Source organism: Ochrobactrum sp. 19YEA23 (assembly GCF_029909865.1).
In the GTDB taxonomy this organism is placed as follows: Bacteria; Pseudomonadota; Alphaproteobacteria; order Rhizobiales; family Rhizobiaceae; genus Brucella; species Brucella gambitense.
Genome location: NZ_JASAMQ010000005.1, coordinates 179,900 through 203,657, shown reverse-complemented (window position 1 = coordinate 203,657; position 23,758 = coordinate 179,900). Strand labels below are relative to the sequence as shown.

Sequence of the window (23,758 nt, the reverse complement as noted above, 5' to 3'; positions counted from 1 at the left end):
AGCCGCGTGCCAGTTGCGGCTTATGTTCTAAGCCATTGTTTCGTCGTCATTTTATTTAAAGATAAATTTGTGGAAGGAACCGACGCAACAGGGTTGATGCAACAGCTGTTGCAACTGTTGCGTCGTCAGTGCGTCTGCTTCAAACGGCGATGGATCGTCGACCGATTAACGCCGAGTTTTCGCGCCAACGCGGAAATATTGTTGCCGCATGCGTCAAGCTCACGGCGCAGGGCTTGCTGATCCGTGTGGCCATTTCCCATGGCGATTTCGGCCTGAAAATGTTCGGGCAGGCAGTCGATGGTGATTGTTGCATCTGTTGCAATTGCGGCTGCAACACGCAACGTATTGTCGAGTTCGCGCAGATTTCCCGGCCAGCCATAGCCCGCCAGTACCTTTCTCGCGGCGCGATCAAGCGTGATCGTCTCGCCCTCATCTTCGCCGATACCGCGCAAAAGGTAATCGACGAGATTGTCGAAATCCTGCCTCTGGCGCAGCGACGGCAAAGTCAGTGTCGCGGCATTGAGCCTATAGAGCAGATCTTCGCGAAAACGCCCTTCGGCAGCCAGCGCAGCCAGATCGCGATGCGATGCCGACAAAAGCCGGAACTTGACCGGCTTCGGTTTCAAAGCGCCGACAGGCTGGATTTCGCTCTCGGACAGAACCCGAAGCAGGCGGCTTTGGAGCGCAAGCGGCATGTCGCCGATCTCATCCAAAAACAGTGTGCCGCCATTGGCCGCCTCGATAAGCCCCGTCTTTCCCTTCTGCATGGCACCGGTAAAAGCGCCGGGCACATAACCGAATAATTCGGATTCGATCAGCTGTTCCGGTATTGCCGCACAATTGACCGCGATGAACGGGCCAGGTTTGGCGTTGCTGTCATGAATAGCGCGCGCCAGATATTCCTTGCCGCTGCCGGTTTCGCCCTTGATGAGAATGGGGATATGACGGTCCGCCAGTTTGGCCGCACGGGCCTGTAGTGCCTCCATGGCCGGGTCGCCAAAACTCAACTGGCGCAAGGCCGCAGGCAATCGCACGGAGACGCTGGTCGCAGGAGCGCGGAAACTGCTGACAGGCGCAATGGCGCTTGCAAAAAGCGCCAGACCGTTGCGCGCGCGGAGCAGACGCTCACCATTGGGCCGTCCGCGCATCAGTGCCGGAAGCTGATCAATATCGATATCGAAGACGCTGGAGATCGGTTTCCCGATGAAGTCCCTCGTCGAGACCGTACTGAGATTCATGCCGCGCGCAACAGCGCCGAAACCGCCATGTGTCATGCCGGTGATCATGCCGTTACCGTCAATCGTCATTGCGGCATCGGGATCGACATCCAGAAAATCCGGCAAGCGCGCCAGACGCAGAACCCAATCCTCGCGGGCCCGGGTCATCAGATTGGCAAGCTCGATCCGCCGCGCCGTCGAGGCAACCAGATGCAGCGCCAGCTGCTGGCTGGTTTTCGCAGTCGGCGAGCGCAGTTGCGAAATATCGAGCACCGCCGAAAGATCGCCAAACGTATCGAAAATGGGCGCTGCCGTGCAGGTCAAGCCGATATGGCAGGCGTCGAAATGGTCATCCTGGTGGATGATGACAGGCTTGCCGGAAACCATGCAGGCCCCGACAGCGCAGGTTCCCGCGCGATCTTCCGACCATTCCGATCCGAGATAGAGACCCGCCTTGCGCAGTTGATTGTCGAATGTGGGGTCGCCCATGAATTCGACAGTGACGCCACGCGCATCCGACAGCAGCAGGACATAGCTTTGATCGGCGACTTGCCTGAACAGCGCTTCGAGGCCGGTGCGCCCGATGCGGATGAGTTCTTCCGACTGCTCGCGATGCTCCCGCAGCAATGTGTCGGGCACAATATAGGCTTCCTGCGTCTGGGCGGGATTAAGCCGATAATCATTGAGGCAGCGCAGCCAGGATTGAATAACAGGGCGATCGCGATCCGAGGCCCCGCCCATGGCGACGCGCTCAATCTCCTTGATGTGCGACAGTGTCGACACCATAACCATCCTCCTCCGTCTGAATGCTGGCACAAGACGGGGAGGCGTTCAAGCGAATAGAGTGTTGTCAGCTTTGGCTGACAAAGGCAGCGTAATTATCACCCAGCACTTTGCCCAATATGGCCGAATAAGCACTGTAATGATCGCCGCCTCTGGCGACACGCCCGAAAGTAGGTTCCGTAAAGGTCGATAGCGGCAGAAGCACCAGCGGCGTCGAAACCGGCGTCAGCTGTGCGCCCTGCCCTGCGCGTAATGTGGTCAGCAGGCCGAACATCTCGCCCGTGATGCTGGGGCGGGACAGAACCACCATCCGATACTGCCCGGATGTGTTGGTCACGAGATAGATGTGCCCTGACAAATGCGGAACGGATATTGAACCGTGCTGCGAAAAGGAAGCGTCGGTGCGCTCACGTTCGCGAAACCGCAGCCGCGTGCCTTCATCGTCCCAGACAATTTCCGTGCAATAGGCGAAGATCGCATCGGGATCGCCGAAGGACGGGCGCAGGGTCAGATAGGTTCCCTCCAGCCACGAAACAGCTGGTCGCGAATAGGCCCCCAGTTCCTCGGGCGCATGGCCGCTTCCGTAGCCGTTTGCGACAGCGCGCTCGGTGGCGTCACCAGCCTTCGGCGCCTGTGCCCCCACCGACTCGCGAAGGGCTACGCCCATCGCCTGTTCAAGCCGGATGATGGTGGCAAGCGTGAAAGGACGATGCCCCGACAGCGCTTTTTCCAGCGTTGAAAGGCTGATCCGCGCATCATCCGCGAGTCGCTGGCGCGAAATACGCCGCCGTGCGATTTCCTCGCGAACCCGCGCCGCAACGCTACTGCTTTGATTTTCCGACAGATAAGGGTCCCCGTGGACCATGCGCTGTTTTCCTGATTGCGTACTTTCTTTCACAATTCCACACATGTCCGCCAGCGGCAAGACGGTTTGCGGCAAGATGCGGACGAAAGAGGTCAAAGCTGACGCTGGCGAGGAAACAGCGCCTTGCAGACAATCGCTCCAGTTACTCCACAGAGGAAGGGAGCTTGTCATGCACACCGCAATCACTGTTTCACATCAAAGGGATCGGCGAAATTTTCTCGTCCGCTTCTGCCAGCTTCTATGGTTCGGGAACGCGATCCTGCTCCCCGTGCTGGCCGTGATCTTCGCCTTGTTTCACCCCTTGCAGGCGCGCGCGGAAACAACCGCTTTCGTGACGCCGAATGAGGTGGAATCGGGCAGCCTGCTGATGCAGACTGAACAGGCCGGGCAATATGTCGAGGCCCCCCGGCTTGCCACCGATGTGGACATCACTGTCAGCGGCCCAACAGCACGGGCGCGTCTTACCCAGGCTTTCGAAAACCCCACCAATGGTTGGGTTGAAGCGCTCTATGTGTTTCCACTGCCCGAAGATAGCGCGGTTTACTCGTTGAAAATGATTATCGGCAATCGCGTTGTCGTGGCCGACATCAAGGAAAAACAGGCCGCACGCGCCATTTACGAGCAGGCCCGCAGCGAGGGCAAAAAAGCCGCATTGGTTGAGCAGCAGCGGCCTAACGTCTTCACAAATGCCGTTGCCAATATCGGCCCGCATGAAAAGGTCGTCGTGCAGATCGAATATCAGCAGGCCGTTCGTCTGGCCGATAACCGCTTTTCGCTGCGCGTGCCGCTGGTCGTTGCGCCGCGCTACAATCCGCAGGACAAGGCAGCCATTGACCAGCGCGCAGAACTGAAAGGCGGCTGGGGACAGTCCGCCACCATCACCGCGCAGACCACCGATGATGCGCCTATCCATACGTCACTGACCGGACCGGACAGCACGCGGACCAATCCGGTTACGCTTGCAATCAAGCTGGATGCCGGTTTCCCGGTCGATGATCTGAAGAGCCTCTATCACCCCGTCAAGATCGATAGGCTGAATGGCGAGGCGCGCCAGATCACCTTGCAGGGCGATGCCATTGCCGACCGCGACTTCGTGCTCGAATGGGGCGCTGCGGCAAGCAATACGCCAACCGTCGGTCTGTTTCGTGAGCAGGTCGGCAAGGATGACTATGTGCTTGCCTATGTCACACCGCCGGTTCTGGCTTCGTCCAAAAAGACCGGTCGCGAGATTGTCTTCGTGATCGACAATTCGGGTTCGATGGGCGGCACCTCCATGGCGCAGGCCAAAGCCAGCCTCGACTATGCCCTGTCGCGACTGGAACCGAACGACCATTTCAATGTCATCCGCTTTGACGACACTTTGACCAAGTTCTTCCCGGACAGCGTTGCCGCAACCGGCGAGAACGTCACCGCCGCGCGCACCTTTGTCGGCCAGCTGGAAGCCTCCGGCGGCACGGAAATGCTGCCGCCGCTGCACGCCGCCCTCGATGACAGCCACCAGAGCAAGGGCCTGCGTCAGATCGTGTTTCTGACCGATGGCGAAGTGAGCAACGAACAGCAGCTTCTCGATACAATCGCCGCCCGGCGTGGACGCTCGCGCATCTTCATGGTCGGCATTGGCTCGGCCCCGAACAGCTATCTGATGAACCGCGCCGCGGAACTTGGTCGCGGCAGTTTCACCCATATCGGTTCGACCGCGGAAGTCGACGAGCGCATGCGCGCCCTGTTCGACAAGCTGGAAAACCCCGCCGTCACCGATATACGGGCCACTTTTTCCGAAAAGAATGTCAGCCTCACGCCAACATTGCTGCCCGACCTTTATCGTGGCGAACCGCTTGTCATTGCTGCCCGCATGGGCAAGGCAACCGGCGAAGTGACCATCAACGGCATGATCGGCGACCACCCGTGGACCGTGACACTGCCGCTCGATCAGGCCAGCAACGCGGAAGGCATTTCCAAGATCTGGGCGCGTCGCAAGATTGATGATGCAGAGGTTGAAGCTACGCTCGGTTCGATCAGCCAGGACGCAGCCGACGCCCGTATCCTGCGGCTTGCGCTCGATCATCATCTGGTGACCCGCCTGACCAGTCTTGTTGCCGTGGATGTATCGCCGTCACGCGCCCCCAATATTCCGCTGACCCAGGCCGATATTCCGCTGCATCTGCCTGCTGGCTGGGACTACCGCACCTTGCTCGGTATCGGCGCAACCCGTGATGCGAATGCCGGACAGTCAACCGAAAGCGAAACCGCCGAGTGGAGCGGCGTCAACCGTCAGGCCGAGCCGCAGGCTGCTCCGTCGCCGGTTTCTCCGAACCTCCCGCTGCCGCAAACGGCGACACCTGCAACCCTTCTGATGCTTCAGGGATTGCTGGCTGTGCTGGTCGGTGCACTTCTCTTCTGGTTCACGCGTCGTGAAAAGGCAGGCAGCCATGAATAATCGCCAGTCCATCTTCAACGGGGGCGCGCTTGCGCGCTCCCTCTCCACACTCCTCGCCTGCCTTCTGATTGCAGGCGGTCTGGTCCTCGCCGGTCAGGGTGTATGGATCCACGCCAAGGCCTATGCCGCCCAGTTCCTTCTGGAACGCGCTTTCACACAGAGTGTCGCGACTGGCGCTCCGGTCAAGCCATGGAGCTGGGCTGATACATGGCCGGTGGCGCGGATCGAAGTTCCGCGACTGGAAACGTCCGCGATTGCGCTCAAGGGCGCGAGCGGTCAGGCGCTTGCTTTCGGCCCGGGACACCTCGACAATACGCCCGAGGCTGGAAATCAGGGCACCGCAGTCTATGCCGCGCATCGCGACACCCACTTCGCCTTCCTGAAAAATGTCGAGCCGAACGACCTGATCCGCATCACGCGCCGCGACGGGAAAGTTGTTACCTATCGCACGACCCATATGACCGTGGCCCGCTGGGATGAAGCGCCGATCGACCCGCAGGCGACAGGAAAGCACCTCGTACTGGCTACATGCTACCCGTTCGACGCAGTCACACCCGGACCGCTTCGCTATCTGGTCTATGCCGATCAGGTCGCCGATCTGGCAGAAAGCAAATGAGCGGGCTCAGGCGGGGCCAAGCATGATGTTGGTCTCGCTTTTGCTGACGCCCTGAAGCGAACGGATCGTCGAGATCACCTCGTTGAGTTCCGACATCGTCGCCACTTCCAGTTCGGCAATCACATCCCACATGCCATTGGTGTTGAACAGACCCGTCAGACCCGGCACACGCTTGATCGCACTGATCGTCGATTTGAGCGATGAGCCTGACATCTCGATCAGCATGAAAGCCCGGATCTGGTCCTTGCCGATATCGTCGCGCACGCGGACCGTGAAACCCTTGATGTCGCCATTGGCCACCATGCGGTCGAGACGCTTCTGGGCCGTTGCACGCGCCACCCCCAGAAGCTCGGCCAGCTGAGGCACCGATGCGCGGCCATTGATACGCAGTTCCGTGATCAATCTCTTGTCGAGGTCGTCCATGTTCCCTCTTTCTTTTTAGTAAGTAAGACTACCTATATCGGCAGTAATTTATAAAAATAATCACTTTATGTTCTTTTTTGTCAATCTGATTGCAGATATTGATTTTCGCCGAGGGGATTGCCCAGGTGGTTTCCAGACGTCGAACGCGATGGAAACACACGGACAATCCCGGGCCAAATTTTGCTTGGACCGGTCACAAGGTCACGAAAACAAGCGCGTGCAAACGGCGATTTCACGGCCCCGATATCCGGGGCTATCACTGGGGAACTGACCTACATGAATACCGCGAAATTTTTCTCGACAGCGCTTCTGGCGCTCGGCCTCAGCTTTTCCATGACCGCGGCCAAGGCCGACGATCTGGATAAGATCCAGAAGGCCGGCAAGATGACCATTGCCCTGTCCGGCGTTTTCCCTCCCTTCAGCTTTGTGGATGAATCCAACAAGGTCGTCGGTTTCGACGTCGATGTCGGCTCTGAAATCGCGCACCGCCTGAAGGTCGAGCCGGAAATCGTCACCACCGCATGGGATGGCATTATCGCCGGTCTGGTCACCGGCCGCTACGACACCATCGTCGGCTCGATGGGCATCACCGAAGAGCGCAAGAAGGCCATTGCCTTTGTCGGCCCTTACTACCGTTCGGGTCTGGCGCTGTTCGTCCGCAAGGACGACGCTGCCACCTCGCTTAAGGAATTTGAAGGCAAGACCATCGGCGTGACGCTTGGCGAAACCTCTGAAAAGTGGGTCCGCGAGCAAGGCAAATACGACGTGCGTACCTATAAGGGCCTGCCGGAAATGCTGCTTGACCTCGGTTCGGGCCGTATCGATGCAGTTGTCGCCGACGACGTGCCGGTTCTGGTTGCCATTTCCAAGAGCAACGCGCCGATCAAGCAGGTCAAGGATGACCAGCTGCCGCGCTACGACATCGGCATTGCCGTGCGCAAGAACAATCCGGAACTTGCTGCCGCCATGCAGAAGGCTCTGGACGACATGATGGCCGACGGCACCTACAAAACTATCTCCGAAAAGTGGATCGGCGCGGATATCCGCTAATCTCCCTCTCCAGAAGATGGGTTGTTACGCACAACCCATCTTCGAATTTGATCCCCGAAAACGCCTTGGTACTGACCGCTTCCTGACCGCCGACAGACGGCTCGATCAAGCGTCACGGTTCCTCTGGCCATTCCGTGGACCACGTCCATGAGCACCGTGGGGAAGAAAGGTTGAAGGATGGATATCGCACTTATCGAGCGGATTTTTCCCTTCATTGTTCAGTCTGCCTGGGTCACCGTCCAGCTGACCGTCGTATCGCTTTTGATCGGTCTGGTCGTCGCAACCGTTCTGGTCATTGCCCGCTTTTCGCGCTTCAAGCCGTTCCGCTGGTTCGCCACAGGCTATGTCAGCATCATGCGTGGCACGCCGCTTTTGGTGCAGCTTTTTCTGGTCTTCTTCGGCGGCCCGCAATTCGGTCTGGAATTCAGCCCGTTCATGGCCGGTGTGATCACCATGGGCTTCAACATCGGAGCCTATATGTCGGAAGGCATACGCGGCGCCATTCTCGCCGTGGACAAGGGACAGAACGAAGCCGCCCGCAGCATTGGCTTCGGACGTTTCAACACGATGCGGCTTTTCATTCTGCCGCAGGCAGCACCCTTGATGATCCGTTCGCTCGGCGTCAACACGATCATCCTGACCAAGAGCACCGCGCTTGTCTCGACAATCGGGGTGGTTGAACTGACCTATTCCGCACAGCGTTTCGTCACCTCGACATACAAGCCCTTTGAAGTCTTCACGATCGCCGGCATCGCCTACATCGTCATCATAGCGATCATTTCGATGATGGTTCGCGGCCTTGAAACCTTCTTCAACGCTGACAGGAGGGCCGAAGCATGAGCCTCGATTTCACGGTCGTTCCTTCCTATCTGGAACTGCTCTTCATCGGCCTGCTCTGGACGGTGCTGATCACGATCCTCGCCGGTGTCATTAGCGTGGTGCTAGGCGTCGTCATCGCACTGGTGACGCTGCATGCGCCGAAGGTTGTCAGCCTGCCGGTGCGCGGCATCGTGTTTCTGTTCATGGGAACGCCGCTGCTGCTCCAGCTCTATCTTCTCTATTATGGTCTGTCGCAGATCGGCATCATGGTTCCGGCCTTCTGGACCGGCGTCTTCGGCCTTGGCATGCATTATGCCGCCTATAATGCCGATATTTTTCGCGCTTCGCTTCAGGCCGTGGATAATGGCCAGATGGAAGCGGCCCGTTCGTTGGGCTTCAGCCGGGGCATGTCGCTGCGCTATTTCATCATTCCGCAGGCGATCCTGACCGCGCTGCCGCAGGTAGGCAATAACAGCATCATCCTGCTCAAGGATACTGCTGTGCTCTCCGTCCTCGGCATCACGGAACTGGTTTTGAATGCGCAGCGCGCCATCAGCGAAACCTACCGTCCATTCGAATTCTATTTCGTCGCCGCCGTGCTCTATTACGCCGTCAATCTTCTGATGGAGTGGGCATTGAGCAAAGCGGCCAAGAAAGCGGAAGCTATCCGATGAACACACAGACACCCATGATCGAATTGCGCCAGATCCGGAAATCCTATGGCGACCATGAAGTTCTCAAGGGCATCGACCTGACCGTTGCGCGGGGCAAGATCGTATCCATCATCGGGCCCAGCGGGTCGGGAAAAAGTACGCTTCTGCGCTCGATCAACATGCTGGAAGAAACCTCGGGCGGAGAAATCTGGCTCGATGGCAATCAGGTCAACAAGCCGCTCAAGGGCCATGCCTTCGAAAAGCACATTAACCATATCCGTCAGGAAATGGGGATGGTTTTCCAGCAGTTTAACCTGTTTCCGCATCTGACCGTGCTGCAAAACATCATGATCGGACCAATGCGGCTCAAGCATCTGCCGCGCGCCGAAGCGCTGGACCGCGCCAACGCTCTGCTGGCAAAGGTCGGGCTTGTCGACAAGGGCGACGCCTATCCGGCCCGCCTGTCGGGCGGTCAGAAACAGCGCGTGGCAATTGCACGCGCCCTCGCCATGCAGCCGAAGGTCATGCTCTTCGATGAAGCCACGTCCGCGCTCGATCCAGAGCTGGTTGAAGAAGTCAATCAGGTGATGAAGCAGCTCGCCAGCGAGCACATGACCATGCTGATCGTGACCCATGAAATGCGCTTTGCCGCTGAAGTATCCGACCATGTGATGTTCATGGATGGCGGCGTTGTGGTCGAACAGGGATCGCCCGACCAGATGCTGTCCAATCCGAAAGAGGAACGGACTCGCGCTTTCCTGCGAAAGCATCTTTCGCACTAGAGCGCACAGCGCTCCTGAATTTTGTTTTGAAGCGCATTCTTTTCCGAAAACAGTTTAGACTTTTCGGGATGCGCTCTAGTCCACGGAGACGAGATCAATGACTGCGAATGGTTCAAACGGCCTGCAAGGCGCCGTAACGACGGCGCATAACCAAATCGATGCTAAACATGTCGAAGAGCTGGCTCTTCGCATGGTCGGCTGGCGCAGCGAAACCGGTACGCCCGGCGAAGCGGAATTCTCCGGCCGTTTTGTCGAACTGCTGAAGGAAATACCCTATTTCCAGCAGAACCCGGCGAATATCCGCACGGTTGCCAGCCATGGCGATCCGCTGACCCACAATGTGGTGGCGCTCGTTCGCGGCAAGGGTCGTGATACGGTGGTGCTTGCCGGTCACTTCGACACGGTCGCGACCGACAATTATCACGAGTTGAAATCGCTCTCCTGCGATAGCATTGATCTGAAAGAGGCGCTGATCAAGGACCTTGGCAAGCGCTCACGCTCGCAGCAGGAAGAGCGCGCGCTGGAAGACCTCCTCAGCGGCGACTTCCTCCCGGGTCGTGGCCTGCTCGATATGAAGAGCGGCATCGCCGCCGGCATTGCCTGCCTTGAACGCTTTGCTGCCGATCCTGACCGCAGCGGCAATCTGGTCCTGATCGTCACACCGGATGAAGAACGCGAAAGCCGCGGCATGCGGTCCATGCGCAATGCGCTGCCGGATATTGCCCGCGACTTCGATCTCGATATTTCGGCTGCCATCAATCTCGACGTGACCTCCGATCAGGGCGACGGTAGCGAAGGCCGCGCCGTCTATGCCGGCACCATCGGCAAGCTTCTGCCTTTTGCACTCGTCATCGGTTGCAGCTCCCATGCCAGCTACCCTTATGAAGGCGTCAGCGCACAGGCGATGGCCGCAGGCATTCTCACCCGTTTCGAAGGTAATGCGGATCTTGCCGACCGCGACGAAAAGGACATTTCCCCACCGCCCATCTGCCTTGAGGCAAAGGACCTGCGCGACGGCTATGAAGTGACGACACCGGAACGTTTCTGGATCGCGCTTAACTGGCTCTATCACGGCATGACCGCCGAAGAACTGTTCAAGCGCTTTCAGGACGAAGTGCGCACCGGCGCCGTCGATGCGGTTGCACGCTTCGCCGCACAGGCCGAAGCCTATGGCAAGCTGGTCGGCAAGCGCGCCGGAGCGACTCCGCCTGAACCGAAGCTGGTTACCTTCACGCAGCTGCGCGCCATGGCGGCAGACATTGCAGGCGACGACTTCGAACGCCTCTATGACGAGCAGGAACAGCGCCTTTCCGGCATCGACAATCCGCTGGCCGTCAGCCGCCAGCTGACCGAATGGCTGGTGGGCGTGGCCCACCTCGCCGGACCGGCGATTGTTGTCGGCTTTGCCGGGCTGCATTATCCTGCAAGCCATCTCGACGACACGAAAACCAACGACCGCCGGTTTCAGCAAGCCATTGATGAAACCATCAGGGTCTTTGCCGCCTTCCCCGATCAGAGCCTTGTCTGGAAGCCACATTTCCAGGGCATTTCCGACATGAGCTTTCTCGGTCAGGCAACGCTTGGACAGGATATCGTGTCGCAAAACACGCCCGTGTCGCGCCTCGTCGATCATCCAGCCGCCAATGCGCTGCGTTTCCCTGTGGTCAATATCGGCCCATGGGGTCGCGAATTCCACCAGAAGCTTGAGCGCGTCCACGCGCCCTACGCCTTCGAGGTTCTGCCGCAGATCGTTTCGATGATCGCTGAAAAATTCCTCACGGCGAAGACCGGAAACGGCGCGCGCTGATCGGGCGCTCGCGCCCTGTGCAAAAAGGTTCATTCAAATGACCAATGAAAAACTGAATATCGTCCCCTTCGTCAGCGTCGATCACATGATGAAGCTGGTTCTGACGGTTGGTGTCGAAACCTTCCTCAAGGAACTGGCCGTGGTTGTCGAAGAAGACTTCCGCCGCTGGGAACAGTTCGACAAGACGCCGCGCGTCGCCTCCCATTCCAAGGAAGGCGTTATCGAACTGATGCCGACCAGCGACGGCACACTCTATGGCTTTAAATATGTGAATGGCCATCCGAAGAACACCCGCGCGGGCCGTCAGACCGTGACCGCCTTTGGAGTTCTCTCCGATGTGGACAGCGGCTATCCGCTGCTCCTGACCGAGATGACCATTCTCACCGCCTTGCGCACAGCTGCCACCTCGGCGGTAGCCGCAAAGCATCTGGCGCGCCCGGATTCCAAAACGCTGACGATCATCGGCAATGGCGCGCAGAGCGAGTTTCAGGCGCTGGCCTTCAAGGCGCTGCTTGGCATCGACAATCTCCGCCTGTTCGATATCGACCGCTCGGCAAGCGAGCGTTGCGCAGCCAATCTGGCCGACAAGGGCTTTGCGGTCACTATTTGCGGTTCGTCGCAGGAAGCCGTCGAGGGTGCGGATATCATCACGACCGTCACCGCCGACAAGCAATATGCCACCATTTTGAGCGACAACATGGTTGGCCCCGGCGTTCACATCAATGCCGTTGGCGGCGATTGCCCCGGCAAGACCGAGCTGAACAAGGAAATTCTCCTGCGCTCGGATATTTTTGTCGAGTATCCGCCGCAGACCCGCATTGAAGGCGAAATCCAGCAATTGCCGGAAGATTATCCGGTCAAGGAGTTGTGGGAAGTGATCACGGGTAAACTGCCGGGCAGAACATCGGATCGCGCAATCACGCTGTTTGACAGCGTTGGCTTTGCAACCGAAGACTTCTCTGCCCTGCGCTATGTCTTCAGCAAGCTGGAAGAAACCGGTCTCTATGCTGAACTGGACATGCTTGCGGACCCCGATGAGCCGCGCGATCTCTACGGCATGCTGCTGCGATGCGAGCAGGCATTGGAAGCCGCATAAGATTTCGCCGGGATGCCTGGCATCCCGGCTCAGAAGATCGAGCGGTTCCTACACCTGTGGAATCAATGGAACCGCTCTATCTTTTTCTTCACGCATTATTCTGCGCAAAACCGCTTCGCACTTTTGCTGGAAATGCTCAAATCGGCCCAACACATGCTGTTGGGCCTGTTGTTGACGCTGCAATGTGATATCACCAACAGCATGTAACAGTGCGCGTGTAGTTGGATATCCTTGATCGTCTGAACGATGCAGCAATTGGCCAGAAAAATATCTGCAGAAATCGGCTGGGGTATTCCAAGCTCGATCGTCCTGCATCTGTTGCTGGCCTTTGTTCTGCTCGTCCGCTTGCCGGAATTACCGACAGCGCAGGAACAGAGCGTCAATGTAGAGCTTGTTCCCCCACCACCGCCCGCCGAAGAAAAACCCAAACAGGACCAGGACACGCCCGCCCCTGCGCCACCGCAGGCGCAAGCCCAGAAGCTTGCCTTTGAGTCCGCTTCCAACGACCCCAAGGATGAGACGCCGGAGCAGCCGGACGTTCCACCAGCGGCACCGGAAGCAAACGAAAAGCCCGACGAAGTTCCGCCTGCAACTGCCGAGGCCAAGAACGAACAGCCGCAGGAAGAGAAGCAGGAAGCGGCGGAGCTGAGCGCTCAATCTTCAAATGTCGATGACACCAACGGAGCCGCAGCGCCAGCTGTCGAGAACCCGCCCGTTCCGCAGCCAAAGCCGGAACAGGAAAAGCCAGCCGCCAAGGCCGTTTCGGAGCAAAAGGCTGAAAATTTCAAACAGGCGCGCAGGCTTTACTCGAAGGATGCCCTGTCCGACCCGCGCGTGAAACAGGCGCTGGGCAAACTCTCGCCGACGGATCGCGTCATCCAGATTTGCAGTATTGAAGCGCTCGAACAGATCCGCCGTCAGCAACCGGGCGCTTTCCCCGACATGCTGGCGCGCGCCGGAGGTTCGGTTTCCAACACCGGGCTGACGGTCAGCAATGGCGCGTTTCGCAGCCGCGCCCAATGGTATGGCGTGGACTTCAAATGTCAGGTCGATGCCGACGCGATGTCGATCCAGTCCTTCAGCTATGCCATCGGCCACGCCATTCCCGAAAGTGAATGGGGCGCACGACAACTTCCCCGAGACTAAAACATATTAAAGCCGAGCGCGCCGGAAGTGATGAGACAAGGCAAACAGCATTTGCTACAGTTCTCGATGTAATGCCCCACGAAACTAACCTTGAATGGAGACAGGCATGAAAGTCGTATTTGTGACGACCGCTGTCCTCGCTCTGTCGGTTACGGCTGCGATGGCAGACTGCCCTTACCATAGTGCGCAATCTTCTACCAAAATGGAAAAGCCGCAAACAACGGCGAGCGCAGAGACTACGGCACCCACCCAGAAATAAATATATTTCCAATGGGAGGCGTCGTGTGAAACGGTGCCTCCTGTTTGGGACACGGGAACCCAGACGCTAGTCAAAACCGCAAGCTGATACCGGCCTTGCGGAGAAGCCAATAGAACAGCGCTGTCGCGCCTACTCCCAGCAGCATCGCCCAGCCAAAACCGGACCCGTCGCCGGTGAAGGGCAGTCCGGCGGTGTTCATCCCGAAAATCCCGGCAATCAGCGTGCCCGGCAACAGCAAGGCGCTCATCACCGCCATTACTTTGAGGCTGCGGTTTGAATCATCCGCCAGTTCCGCCGCGATCTCTTCCTGAAGCAGCCGCGCACGATCATTGACCATGACGATTTCACGGTCGAGCCGCTCAAGCCGCATGGAAAGCCGCTTCAAAACCGCATGGCCCATCTCTGGCAAGGTCCAGTCCAGACGGTCTTCTTCTTCGAACAAGGCCACCATACCGGCCACCGGGCGGTGCAACGAGACGGCCAGACGGCGCACTTCCTTGAGGTCCCGACGTTCGTCGTTCAACCGCTCTGTCACCAGCCTGTCTTCCACGGAATCGAGCATTTTGCTCGCTTCGTTGAGCCGTTTCGCCGTGTTCTTGCAGAAACCCGTCACCACAGCCTCGAACAGTTCATAGGCCGTTGTCGGGCAAAAGCCGCTCGCGAATGAATGACGCACCCGGTCTATGGCTTCCAGCGGATGCCGCCTGCCGGTGACAAGAAGTCCGCTCGTCACCGCAAAATGCAGGCGACCGATAGTCGTGGACATGCGCTCCATATCCTGATGCATATCGGCGATGACGCCATGGATCGTCCCGGCTTCGTGGCTGAGCACCAGACTGTCGTCATGCCCCTCCAGTATCGCCCGCGCCGAGGCGGGCAAGGCGCAACGTTCAGAAAGCCATCCTTGCGCACGCTGATCGACCAGATCTACATGCAGCCAGACCCAGCCGTCCTGCGCGGCCAGTGCAGCACCCACCTCACCGGCTTTCAGTTCAACCACCGGCTGGTTGGGGCGCTTGTGAAAAGCGCCCACCAGACCGGGACAATGTTCCGTGTTGGAACCGTGAATAATGTTCAATGGCGTATACCGATGCTCGGCGCAAAGCGGCCTCGCATGAGACTTTCAATAGACTTCCGGCACATACATTTCGGACGGGGTCTGGTGACGCACATAATCGTCATGACGCACGCGTTCCGGCAGATGGATGGCAGATTTCGGCACATCCTCATACGGTATCTGCGTCAGAAGATGCGCAATGCAGTTGAGGCGCGCCTTCTTCTTGTCGACGGCTTCCACAACCCACCATGGCGCTTCCTCAATATGAGTGCGATGCAGCATCTCTTCCTTGGCCTTGGTGTAGTCTTCCCAATGCACGCGGCTTTCAAGGTCCATCGGAGAAAGCTTCCACTGCTTCAGCGGATCGTGGATACGCATGTTGAAGCGGAATTCCTGCTCCTCATCGGTGATCGAGAACCAGTACTTGATGAGAATGATCCCGGAGCGCACCAGCATGCGTTCGAACTCGGGAACGGAGCGGAAAAACTCTTCCAATTCGTCCTTAGTGCAAAAGCCCATGACCCGCTCGACCCCGGCGCGATTATACCAGGAGCGGTCGAACAGAACCATTTCGCCAGCGGTCGGCAGATGCGGCACATAACGCTGGAAATACCACTGATTACGCTCGCGTTCGGTCGGCGCAGGCAGCGCGACAACGCGGCAGACACGTGGGTTGAGGCGCTGGGTCACGCGCTTGATCGCGCCGCCCTTGCCAGCAGAATCACGGCCTTCGAACAGCACTACGACCTTGAGCTTCTTGTGCTGCACCCAGTCCTGAAGCTTGACCAGCTCATGCTGGAGGCGAAACAGTTCGCGGAAATACAGGCGGCGTTCCAGCGTCTGCTCGGCAGGGCCGGACATGCCCTCAGCGACCATCGCGTCAAGCCGCTCTTCCTCGATCTGCATTTCCAGCTCTTCATCAAAACTGTCGGCGATTTCCGCCTTGATACGGTCCAGATGGCTGTTCTCGAACATGTTCACACCATAAGCTGAAGATTATCCCCGAAACCGCAGCGGCTCCGCGCGATTGCACAGAATACTAGAAGCCCCTCATGACGGTTTCGTGACGTAATTTCGTCGGTCGTATTCCTTATTACTTTCCCCCAAGACTTTCTGTCGTCCGCCTCATCACATGTCGACCGTCATCAAACTGAAATATCTATCAGCCATGGCAGGATATGTGTTTCGGTGAGGACAGAACCCAGATGAAGAATACATACGATCTTTTGGTTGTCGGCGCGGGCATTGTCGGCCTTTCCACCGCACTTGCCGCAGCCCGAAAAGGCAAAAAGGTCGTTGTCGTCGAGCGCAATGCCAAGGCTGTCGGCGCATCGATCCGCAATTTTGGCTTCGTCACCATATCCGGTCAGAAGGCTGGCGATCACTGGGCACGGGCGCGGCGCGCCCGCGACATCTGGGCCGAGATCGCCGACGATGCGGGTATTGAGATCATCCATCGCGGACTGGTCATGCCTGCTTACCGCGAGCAAGCGGAAACCGTGCTGGATGCTTTTCTGAAAACGCCGATGGGTGAAGACTGCCGCAGACTGACACCCGGCGAAGCGCTGGAACATGTGCCGTCGATCCGCGCCGATGGAATGCGCAGCGCGCTCTTTAGCCCGCATGAACTACGCGTCGAATCGCGCGATGCCATCCCGAAAATTGCCGCGTGGCTGGAACGCCGCCACGGCGTCACCTTCCACTGGAACACCGCCGTCAATGCCATTGAAGGCAACAAAATTACCACCAGTCGCGGCATCATCGAAGCGGAAGCCACGGTTGTGTGCCCCGGTGACGACTTTTCGAGTTTGTTTCCAGAACGCATCGCCGCCTATGATCTGCGCATCTGCACGTTGCAGATGCTGCGCGTCATGCCCGCCCGAACCGCGCATTTCGGTGCCGCCGTCATGTCTGACTTAAGCTTTGGCCGCTATGAGGGCTTTGCCGATCTGCCGGAAGCCAAGGCGCTCTGCGACCGGCTTGATGCCGAACTTGGCGAAATGCGCCGGGGTGGCATTCATCTGATCGCCGTGCAATCCGCTGACGGTTCGCTGGTGGTGGGAGACAGCCATGTTTATGGCAATGCCCCCGAACCTTTTGCACAGGAACGCTTCGATACGTTGATCATGGAAGCCTTCGACCAGATATTCGATCTGCCGGGCCGCGAGGTCATCGGGCGCTGGTGCGGAACCTATGCCTCGGCCAGCGACCGCGTGGTCATGGTGGACGAACCCGCCGACAATATCCGCCTTGTCATGGTCACGGGTGGAACCGGCGCTTCGACAGGCTTCGCGCTCGGTGAGCAGGTCGTCAATTCACTCTACGCATAGAAACGGAGCAGTCATGGGACATCTCAAAGCAGTCGTGTTCGATTGGGCAGGCACGGTCATCGACTTCGGTTCCTTCGCGCCAATGGGTGTGTTTGTGGAAGCATTCGCGCAATTCGGCATTGAGGTTTCGATTGCCGAGGCGCGTGAACCCATGGGCCGCCCGAAATGGGATCACATCGAAGCCATGCTGGCACAGCCGCGCATCCATGCTGCATGGGAAGCACACCACGGCCACGCACCGACACAGGCCGACATTCAGGCTGTCTACGATGTGTTCGTTCCGCTGAACGAACAGGTTGTCGATCAATATGCCGATCTGGTGCCGGGTGCTGTAGAAACGGCCCGCGCATTGCGCGAACGCGGTCTCAAGATCGGCTCCACGACCGGTTACACCCGCTCGATCATGGAGCGCGTCCTGCCGCTTGCCAAGGCGCAAGGGTATGAGACCGACAATCTGGTCTGTGCCGGGGATTTGCCGCACGGACGCCCGACCCCGATGAACATGTATCGGTGTTTTCTCGATCTCGATGTCTGGCCAGCGCATGCTGTCGTCAAGGTTGACGATACCGGCGTCGGGATAGACGAAGGACGGGAAGCCGGATGCTGGACAGTGGGCGTATCGCTGAGCGGCAACGAAGCGGGCGTCACGCCGGACGAACTGGCCAAAATGAGCGAAGCCGAAAAAAACGCGCTTCGCGAAAAGGCATCTGCCGTTCTTTCCCGGCACCAGCCCGACTACATCATCGATACGGTTGCCGATCTTCTTCCGGTTATCGAGGCAATCGAACGACGGCTCGTCAATGGAGAGCGCCCCCTTGCCCATAGCCCTGCCTGAGCGAAGGGCTTCACCGAATTAATTTGACGCAAACGTAAAAAAATAAGCTTTCGTTGAAACCCGTTTGATTGCATTCTCCCGGACATGCGAACCACCGGGATCGTTCAATGATTGCAAAACCTTCCTTCCGTTTCCTCCGCTCCGGACGAAGCGTCATATTCGGAACCACGGCTGCTTTTGCATTCTGCATGTCGGCAATGACATTTGTCGTTCCAGCCCATGCTGATTCCCGCAATGTGGTTGCGGTTGCGGTGATGAAAGTCGCGGCAAGCGATTATCAGCCTAAATTGACGCTGTCCGGTGCGATCGAAGCCCGTTCGCTGGTCAACACATCGTTCCGGCTTGGCGGGCAGGTTGTGGAGCGCAAGACAGAGATCGGCCAGCATGTCGAAAAGGGCGAGCTAATCGCCCGCATCGATGATGCCGAACAGCAGGCAAATCTGCGTGTCGCTCAAGCATCGAAGGATGCGGCGCAAGCACAGCTCGTTCAGGCGGACGCGAATTTCAAACGCCAGAAGGCGCTGCTGGCTCAGGGTTTCACGACCCGCAGCACCTATGATCAGGCAAACCAGACCCTACAAACCGCGCAAAGCACGCTGGCGAGCGCCGAAAGCCAGCTGAGCGACGCGCGCGATCAGCTGTCCTATACCGAACTGCGTGCCCCGGTTTCCGGTGTCGTGACAGCGCGCAACATCGAGGCGGGCCAGGTGATACAGGCCGCCCAGACGGCGTTTTCCATTGCTGAAGATGGCCCCCGCGATGCCGTCTTCGACGTGCAGGAAACGCTGGTGAACCACGCCAAGGACGGCATGGGCGTGACAATCGCGCTCCTGTCGGACGCCTCAGTGGTTGCAGAAGGCCAAATCCGTGAAATCTCCCCTGTCGTCGATGCACAGACCGGCACGGTCAGGGTCAAGGTCGGCATCGCTCACACCCCACCGCAGATGGCGCTGGGCGCGACCGTAACCGGCACCGTGCATATGGAGAACCGTCAGGTCATCGTCCTGCCATGGAGCGCCATGACCTCCGACGCCGGGCGCGCCGCCGTGTGGCGGGTAGCTGGAGATACGAATGTCGCAACGCTGGTGCCGATCACCGTGCTTTCCTATGAAAAGGAACGGGTGATCGTTGATAGCGGCCTGAACGACGGTGAACTGATCGTCACGAAAGGCGCACAGATGCTGCGTTCGGGCGAACCGACCGAAATCATGCAGACGCAGGAAGGGGCGGTTGCGCAATGACGCCAGAAATCCGAAAGCCAGTTGCCCTGCCCCTGATGCGCGTTGCCGTCCTGATGGCCACCATTGCGCTTGCAGCTTGCGGCAAGAGCGATGAAAGCGACGCCAAGGCTGAACCCGTCCGCCCGGTTCTCTACATGGTTGTCGAACCAAGGCCCGCCACGCAGGCCGGTTTTGCCGGTACGATCGAGCCGCGCTATTCGACCGACCTCGCCTTCCGCGTGCTCGGGCGCATTATCACCCGCCCGGTACAGGTGGGCGATCTGGTGCAGAAGGGCGAGACGGTCGCAACGCTCGATCCATCGACACTTGATCTGGCGATCCAGTCGGCAAAGGCCGATCTCGCAAGCGCCGAGGCGCAATTTGCCAATGCCTCGGCCAGTGAGGAACGGCAGCGTATTTTGCTGCAAGGCAACAATGTTTCCCAAGCCGATTACGATGCCGCCAGACAGGCACGCGACAGCGCCAGCGCCAATCTGGAAAAGGCCCGCGCCGGGCTGAAAAAGGCACAGGACCAGCGCAGCTATGCCGTGTTGCGCCCCGACTATGACGGGGTGATTTCGGCAACCAATGCCGAGGTTGGACAGGTCGTGTCCGCGGGACAGGCCGTGATGACGGTCGCGCGCCCGGATATTCGCGAAGCCGTGGTCGATATTCCCGACAGCATGACCCAGTATTTTGCGCCCGGCGCTGCCTTCAATGTGCAGCTTCAGGCCGACCCGTCCGTGACCGGTGCAGGCACTGTGCGGGAAGTGGCCCCGCAGGCCGATGCACAAACGCGCAGTCGCCGGGTCAGAATTGCGCTCGATAATCCGCCTGACGGTTTCCGCCTGGGCGCGACCATTCGAGCGGCTCTTGCAACGCCGGAAAAAAATCTGGTGCGACTGCCGATCCAGGCTTTGCGCGAGGATAGTGGCAAGACAAGCATCTGGATCATCGATCCCGACAAGCAGACCGTTTCGCTGCACGATGTTCAGGTCATCGAGCGGCAGGGCAGCAATTTCGTCGCTGGTGGCGTCGATGTCGGAAGCTATGTGGCTATTGCCGGCGTACATGAGTTGAAAGAAGGACAGAAAGTCCGTCTGGACCAGAAAGGAACTGGCCTGTGAAAAAGGGATTCAATCTGTCCGACTGGGCTTTGAACCACAGATCGCTGGTCTGGTATTTCATGCTCGTATTTCTGGTCGCGGGCTTCGTGTCCTATATCGATCTCGGTCGCGAAGAAGACCCGGAATTTACCGTCAAGACGATGGTGGTGCAGGCCAACTGGCCGGGCGCGTCGGTTGAAGAAACGCTCAATCAGGTGACCGACCGCATCGAGAAGAAACTCGAGGAACTCGATACGCTGGATTATACGCGCAGCGTCACCACTGCGGGCCAGTCGGTTGTCTTCGTCTTCCTCAAGGATACGGTGCGCAAACGGCAGGTCACCGACGCCTGGAACGAAGTCCGCCATATGCTGGACGACATCAAGCCGGACCTGCCGAGCGGCGTTTACGGGCCTTATTACAACGACAAGTTCGGCGATGTTTTCGGCAATATCTTCGCCTTCACCGCCGACGGCCTGTCGATGCGGCAGCTGCGCGACTATGCCGAAGACGTGCGCGCAAAGATTTTGACGCTGCCCAATGCCGGCAAGGTCGAGCTGATCGGCGCGCAGGACGAAGCCATCTATCTCGAATTCTCGACACGGCAGGTGGCGGCACTCGGTCTCGACCAGCAAGCCGTGCTGCAAGCCTTGCAGGACCAGAACGCAATCACGCCATCGGGCGTCGTTCAGGCCGGGCCGGAACGGATCAGTGTCCGCGTCAGCGGCCAGTTCAATTCCGAAGCCGATCTGCGCGCGGTCAATCTGCGCGTCAATGACCGGTTCTTCCGCCTTTCCGATGTCGCGACCATCACACGCGGCTATGTCGATCCGCCGACATCCATCTTCCGCGTCAATGGCGCGGATTCCATCGGGCTTGGCATCGGCATGAAGCCGAACGGCAATCTGCTCGAATTTGGTGCAGCGCTCGACAAGATGATGCAGCAGGTGACGGCGGAACTCCCGGTCGGCGTCAAGGTATTCAAGGTGGCCGACCAGCCGCATGTCGTGAAGGAAGCCGTTTCCGGCTTCACCAGCGCGCTGTTCGAAGCCGTGGTCATCGTGCTTGCGGTCAGCTTTGTAAGCCTCGGTTTGCGCGCCGGTTTCGTGGTGTCACTCTCGATCCCGCTTGTGCTTGCAATCACCTTCCTGTCGATGTCGCTTCTGGATATTTCGCTCCAGCGTGTGTCGCTCGGCGCGCTCATCATCGCACTCGGCCTTCTGGTCGATGATGCCATGATTGCGGTCGAAATGATGGTGGCGCGACTGGAATTCGGCGATCCGATCAACAAGGCTGCAACTTACGTCTATTCGCATACGGCTTTTCCGATGCTGACAGGCACGCTTGTGACCATTGCGGGCTTCATTCCAATCGGCCTGAACTCCAGTCAGGCTGGCGAATATACCTTCACGCTCTTTGTGGTGATCGCGGTTTCACTGGTGGTTTCATGGATTGTCGCGGTGCTGTTTGCGCCGCTGCTCGGCGTCACCTTCCTGCCCAAGAAAATGAAGCCTCATGCGGAAAAGCGCAGTCGCTTCTTTGAAGCCTTTTCCAAGGCGCTGTTGATGGCGATGCGCTATCGTTGGGTGACCATCGTCACCACGATACTCCTGTTTGCGGTTTCTGTTTTCGGGATGCGCTTCATCGAACAGCAGTTCTTCCCGCAATCGGATCGCCCCGAACTCGTTCTCGACTGGACCTTGCCGCAAAACAGTTCCATCGCCGAAACCCGGGCTCAGATGGAGCGTTTCGAACAAACGATGCTGAAGGATAATCCCGACATCGAGCATTGGAGCACCTATGTCGGGCAAAGCGCGATCCGCTTCATCCTCTCCTTCGACGTGCAGCCGAACAATCCTTATTTCGGCCAGATGGTCGTCGTCGCCAAGGATGTCGAAGCGCGTGATCGCTTGAAAGCCAAGTTCGATGAGGTCTTCCGCAAGGATTATGTCGGCACCGACGTTTATGTGAAATTTCTGGAGCTTGGACCACCGGTCGGTCGTCCCGTGCAGTACCGCATTTCCGGTCCCGATATTCAGAAACTGCGCGGCATAGCGCAGGATTTTGCCGGTATTCTGAGTGCCGATCAACGGCTGGGCGTGGTGAACTACAACTGGAATGAACCCGGTCGCGTGATCCGCGTCGATGTCATGCAGGACAAGGCGCGCAAGCTTGGCATTTCGTCCAAGGATATTGCCACGACTCTCAACGGTGTCGTCGGCGGTATTACCGTTACGCAGGTGCGGGATTCGATCTATCTGATCGATGTCATCGTGCGCGCGCAAAAGCACGAACGCGATTCCATCGACACCTTGCAGAGCCTGCAAATTGCGACCGGCAACGGCACCTCGGTGCCGCTCGCATCTATCGCCAATTTCCGTTACGAGCTTGAGCAACCCGTCATCTACCGGCGGTCGCGCATCCCGACCATCACGGTGGCGGCAGGCATCATCGACAAGACGATGCCGGATACAATCGTGAAAGATCTGGGTCCTCTCATCAAGGCTTTCGCCGACAAGCTACCGGCTGGCTATTATATCCAGACTGCAGGCACGGTTGAGGAAAGCGGCAAGAGCCAGGGACCGATTGCAGCCGTTGTTCCGCTGATGCTGTTCGTGATGGCGACCGTGCTGATGCTGCAATTGCAAAGTTTCCAGCGTCTGTTCCTCGTCGTGGCGGTTGCGCCCCTCGGCTTGATCGGCGTGGTCGCAGCACTGCTGCCGAGCGGCAAACCGCTTGGTTTCGTCGCCATTCTGGGCGTGCTGGCGCTAATCGGCATCCTGATCCGAAACTCGGTCATCCTGATCGTGCAGATTGAGGAACACATCACTGAAGGCATGAAACCGTGGGATGCGGTGATGATTGCCAGCCAGCATCGTATGCGCCCCATTGCGCTGACGGCGGCGGCGGCAAGCCTTGCCCTTATCCCCATCGCGCGTGAAGTGTTCTGGGGGCCGATGGCCTATGCCATGATGGGCGGCATTATCGCCGGTACGGCGATCACCCTTCTGTTCCTGCCAGCGCTTTACGTGGCCTGGTTCCGCATCAAGGAACCGGACGCGGAAGAGTCCGCAGCGCCACAGCATTGATCTGCCAAACGAAATCAGTCTGGAGCGGGCTTCGCTCCAGACTGGAATGGCTCATCACAAAAATTTTACACCCGGGTCTTGAACGGGACAAAAACATACACATTTGAAGAAGGCAGCGCCGGGCCCCTCTGGTCATGGTTTTCCGCTATGGCGATGTCGGGGCTGCTC

Annotated in this window: 21 protein-coding genes; 16 read left to right on the top strand and 5 right to left on the bottom strand. The window is 58.5% G+C overall.

The features are described from left to right. Positions 1-125 precede the first annotated feature (125 nt). Positions 126-2,003: a sigma-54-dependent Fis family transcriptional regulator gene (locus QBD01_RS14840; protein ID WP_280993433.1), complete on the bottom strand. Its 1,878-nt coding sequence runs from the start codon at positions 2,001-2,003 to the stop codon at positions 126-128. A gap of 64 nt (positions 2,004-2,067) precedes the next feature. Beyond that, positions 2,068-2,865 (bottom strand): helix-turn-helix transcriptional regulator, encoded by a 798-nt coding sequence (locus tag QBD01_RS14835; RefSeq protein WP_280993432.1) that lies wholly within the window; start codon positions 2,863-2,865, stop codon positions 2,068-2,070. 169 nt (positions 2,866-3,034) lie between these two features. Here QBD01_RS14835 and QBD01_RS14830 point away from each other — a divergent pair, with 169 nt between their 5' ends. After that, complete coding sequence (locus tag QBD01_RS14830; RefSeq protein ID WP_280993431.1) at positions 3,035-5,302, top strand: marine proteobacterial sortase target protein; 2,268 nt, start codon at positions 3,035-3,037, stop codon at positions 5,300-5,302. Then, a complete protein-coding gene (locus tag QBD01_RS14825; protein WP_280993430.1) occupies positions 5,295-5,918 on the top strand; it encodes a class GN sortase in 624 nt (207 codons plus the stop codon). Before QBD01_RS14830 ends, QBD01_RS14825 begins: the two co-directional genes overlap by 8 nt. Before the next feature lie 6 nt (positions 5,919-5,924). On the opposite strand, the gene QBD01_RS14820 is transcribed toward QBD01_RS14825, so the two are convergent. After that, entirely contained in the window at positions 5,925-6,341 is a 417-nt protein-coding gene (locus QBD01_RS14820; RefSeq protein ID WP_280993429.1) for an Lrp/AsnC family transcriptional regulator, read from the bottom strand. 276 nt (positions 6,342-6,617) lie between these two features. Here QBD01_RS14820 and QBD01_RS14815 point away from each other — a divergent pair, with 276 nt between their 5' ends. From QBD01_RS14815 to QBD01_RS14775, 9 genes are all read left to right on the top strand, one after another. Next, positions 6,618-7,391 (top strand): ABC transporter substrate-binding protein, encoded by a 774-nt coding sequence (locus tag QBD01_RS14815; RefSeq protein WP_280993428.1) that lies wholly within the window; start codon positions 6,618-6,620, stop codon positions 7,389-7,391. Between the two features lie 177 nt (positions 7,392-7,568). Continuing rightward, on the top strand, positions 7,569-8,231 hold the full coding sequence (locus tag QBD01_RS14810; protein ID WP_280993427.1) for an amino acid ABC transporter permease: 663 nt from the start codon (positions 7,569-7,571) through the stop codon (positions 8,229-8,231). After that, the gene (locus QBD01_RS14805; RefSeq protein ID WP_280993426.1) at positions 8,228-8,884 is read left to right on the top strand and encodes an amino acid ABC transporter permease; all 657 of its coding nucleotides are present in this window, start codon (positions 8,228-8,230) and stop codon (positions 8,882-8,884) included. The genes QBD01_RS14810 and QBD01_RS14805 overlap by 4 nt, the downstream gene beginning before the upstream one ends. Continuing rightward, positions 8,881-9,645: an amino acid ABC transporter ATP-binding protein gene (locus tag QBD01_RS14800; protein ID WP_280993425.1), complete on the top strand. Its 765-nt coding sequence runs from the start codon at positions 8,881-8,883 to the stop codon at positions 9,643-9,645. Before QBD01_RS14805 ends, QBD01_RS14800 begins: the two co-directional genes overlap by 4 nt. A gap of 97 nt (positions 9,646-9,742) precedes the next feature. Further along, the gene (locus QBD01_RS14795; RefSeq protein WP_280993424.1) at positions 9,743-11,452 is read left to right on the top strand and encodes a M20/M25/M40 family metallo-hydrolase; all 1,710 of its coding nucleotides are present in this window, start codon (positions 9,743-9,745) and stop codon (positions 11,450-11,452) included. Between the two features lie 37 nt (positions 11,453-11,489). Next, positions 11,490-12,548: an ornithine cyclodeaminase gene (locus tag QBD01_RS14790; RefSeq protein ID WP_280993423.1), complete on the top strand. Its 1,059-nt coding sequence runs from the start codon at positions 11,490-11,492 to the stop codon at positions 12,546-12,548. Between the two features lie 12 nt (positions 12,549-12,560). Then, positions 12,561-12,755, top strand: coding sequence for a hypothetical protein (locus tag QBD01_RS14785; RefSeq protein ID WP_280993588.1), 195 nt, complete (start codon positions 12,561-12,563; stop codon positions 12,753-12,755). A gap of 39 nt (positions 12,756-12,794) precedes the next feature. Beyond that, positions 12,795-13,694, top strand: a complete 900-nt coding sequence (locus tag QBD01_RS14780) for a DUF930 domain-containing protein (protein ID WP_280993422.1) — start codon at positions 12,795-12,797, stop codon at positions 13,692-13,694. Positions 13,695-13,800: 106 nt separating this feature from the next. Further along, complete coding sequence (locus QBD01_RS14775; protein ID WP_280993421.1) at positions 13,801-13,953, top strand: hypothetical protein; 153 nt, start codon at positions 13,801-13,803, stop codon at positions 13,951-13,953. A gap of 70 nt (positions 13,954-14,023) precedes the next feature. On the opposite strand, the gene QBD01_RS14770 is transcribed toward QBD01_RS14775, so the two are convergent. Both QBD01_RS14770 and ppk2 read right to left on the bottom strand, forming a co-directional pair. Continuing rightward, complete coding sequence (locus QBD01_RS14770; protein WP_280993420.1) at positions 14,024-15,031, bottom strand: transporter; 1,008 nt, start codon at positions 15,029-15,031, stop codon at positions 14,024-14,026. Between the two features lie 45 nt (positions 15,032-15,076). Further along, positions 15,077-15,985 (bottom strand): polyphosphate kinase 2, encoded by a 909-nt coding sequence (gene ppk2 / locus QBD01_RS14765; RefSeq protein WP_078338237.1) that lies wholly within the window; start codon positions 15,983-15,985, stop codon positions 15,077-15,079. Positions 15,986-16,215: 230 nt separating this feature from the next. On the opposite strand from ppk2, the gene QBD01_RS14760 reads away from it, so the two are divergent. From QBD01_RS14760 to QBD01_RS14740, 5 genes are all read left to right on the top strand, one after another. After that, positions 16,216-17,340: a TIGR03364 family FAD-dependent oxidoreductase gene (locus QBD01_RS14760; RefSeq protein WP_280993419.1), complete on the top strand. Its 1,125-nt coding sequence runs from the start codon at positions 16,216-16,218 to the stop codon at positions 17,338-17,340. A gap of 13 nt (positions 17,341-17,353) precedes the next feature. Continuing rightward, positions 17,354-18,175, top strand: coding sequence for a phosphonoacetaldehyde hydrolase (phnX, locus tag QBD01_RS14755; protein ID WP_280993418.1), 822 nt, complete (start codon positions 17,354-17,356; stop codon positions 18,173-18,175). 188 nt (positions 18,176-18,363) lie between these two features. Continuing rightward, on the top strand, positions 18,364-19,416 hold the full coding sequence (locus QBD01_RS14750) for an efflux RND transporter periplasmic adaptor subunit (protein ID WP_392391421.1): 1,053 nt from the start codon (positions 18,364-18,366) through the stop codon (positions 19,414-19,416). A 35-nt stretch (positions 19,417-19,451) separates the two neighbouring features. Next, the gene (locus tag QBD01_RS14745) at positions 19,452-20,522 is read left to right on the top strand and encodes an efflux RND transporter periplasmic adaptor subunit (protein WP_280993574.1); all 1,071 of its coding nucleotides are present in this window, start codon (positions 19,452-19,454) and stop codon (positions 20,520-20,522) included. Next, a complete protein-coding gene (locus QBD01_RS14740; RefSeq protein ID WP_280993416.1) occupies positions 20,519-23,590 on the top strand; it encodes an efflux RND transporter permease subunit in 3,072 nt (1,023 codons plus the stop codon). Before QBD01_RS14745 ends, QBD01_RS14740 begins: the two co-directional genes overlap by 4 nt. Positions 23,591-23,758 lie beyond the last annotated feature (168 nt).

Excerpts from the sequence above, each read along its gene's own strand:
- QBD01_RS14815 (WP_280993428.1), top strand. The coding sequence starts at position 6,618 with ATGAATACCGCGAAATTTTTCTCGACAGCGCTTCTGGCGCTCGGCCTC.
- ppk2 (WP_078338237.1), bottom strand. The coding sequence starts at position 15,985 with ATGTTCGAGAACAGCCATCTGGACCGTATCAAGGCGGAAATCGCCGAC.
- QBD01_RS14760 (WP_280993419.1), top strand. The coding sequence starts at position 16,216 with ATGAAGAATACATACGATCTTTTGGTTGTCGGCGCGGGCATTGTCGGC.
- QBD01_RS14750 (WP_392391421.1), top strand. The coding sequence starts at position 18,364 with ATGTCGGCAATGACATTTGTCGTTCCAGCCCATGCTGATTCCCGCAAT.
- QBD01_RS14830 (WP_280993431.1), top strand. The coding sequence starts at position 3,035 with ATGCACACCGCAATCACTGTTTCACATCAAAGGGATCGGCGAAATTTT.
- phnX (WP_280993418.1), top strand. The coding sequence starts at position 17,354 with ATGGGACATCTCAAAGCAGTCGTGTTCGATTGGGCAGGCACGGTCATC.
- QBD01_RS14825 (WP_280993430.1), top strand. The coding sequence starts at position 5,295 with ATGAATAATCGCCAGTCCATCTTCAACGGGGGCGCGCTTGCGCGCTCC.
- QBD01_RS14835 (WP_280993432.1), bottom strand. The coding sequence starts at position 2,865 with ATGGTCCACGGGGACCCTTATCTGTCGGAAAATCAAAGCAGTAGCGTT.
- QBD01_RS14820 (WP_280993429.1), bottom strand. The coding sequence starts at position 6,341 with ATGGACGACCTCGACAAGAGATTGATCACGGAACTGCGTATCAATGGC.
- QBD01_RS14795 (WP_280993424.1), top strand. The coding sequence starts at position 9,743 with ATGACTGCGAATGGTTCAAACGGCCTGCAAGGCGCCGTAACGACGGCG.
- QBD01_RS14775 (WP_280993421.1), top strand. The coding sequence starts at position 13,801 with ATGAAAGTCGTATTTGTGACGACCGCTGTCCTCGCTCTGTCGGTTACG.
- QBD01_RS14790 (WP_280993423.1), top strand. The coding sequence starts at position 11,490 with ATGACCAATGAAAAACTGAATATCGTCCCCTTCGTCAGCGTCGATCAC.
- QBD01_RS14745 (WP_280993574.1), top strand. The coding sequence starts at position 19,452 with ATGCGCGTTGCCGTCCTGATGGCCACCATTGCGCTTGCAGCTTGCGGC.
- QBD01_RS14780 (WP_280993422.1), top strand. The coding sequence starts at position 12,795 with ATGCAGCAATTGGCCAGAAAAATATCTGCAGAAATCGGCTGGGGTATT.
- QBD01_RS14805 (WP_280993426.1), top strand. The coding sequence starts at position 8,228 with ATGAGCCTCGATTTCACGGTCGTTCCTTCCTATCTGGAACTGCTCTTC.
- QBD01_RS14810 (WP_280993427.1), top strand. The coding sequence starts at position 7,569 with ATGGATATCGCACTTATCGAGCGGATTTTTCCCTTCATTGTTCAGTCT.
- QBD01_RS14840 (WP_280993433.1), bottom strand. The coding sequence starts at position 2,003 with ATGGTGTCGACACTGTCGCACATCAAGGAGATTGAGCGCGTCGCCATG.
- QBD01_RS14785 (WP_280993588.1), top strand. The coding sequence starts at position 12,561 with ATGCCTGGCATCCCGGCTCAGAAGATCGAGCGGTTCCTACACCTGTGG.
- QBD01_RS14800 (WP_280993425.1), top strand. The coding sequence starts at position 8,881 with ATGAACACACAGACACCCATGATCGAATTGCGCCAGATCCGGAAATCC.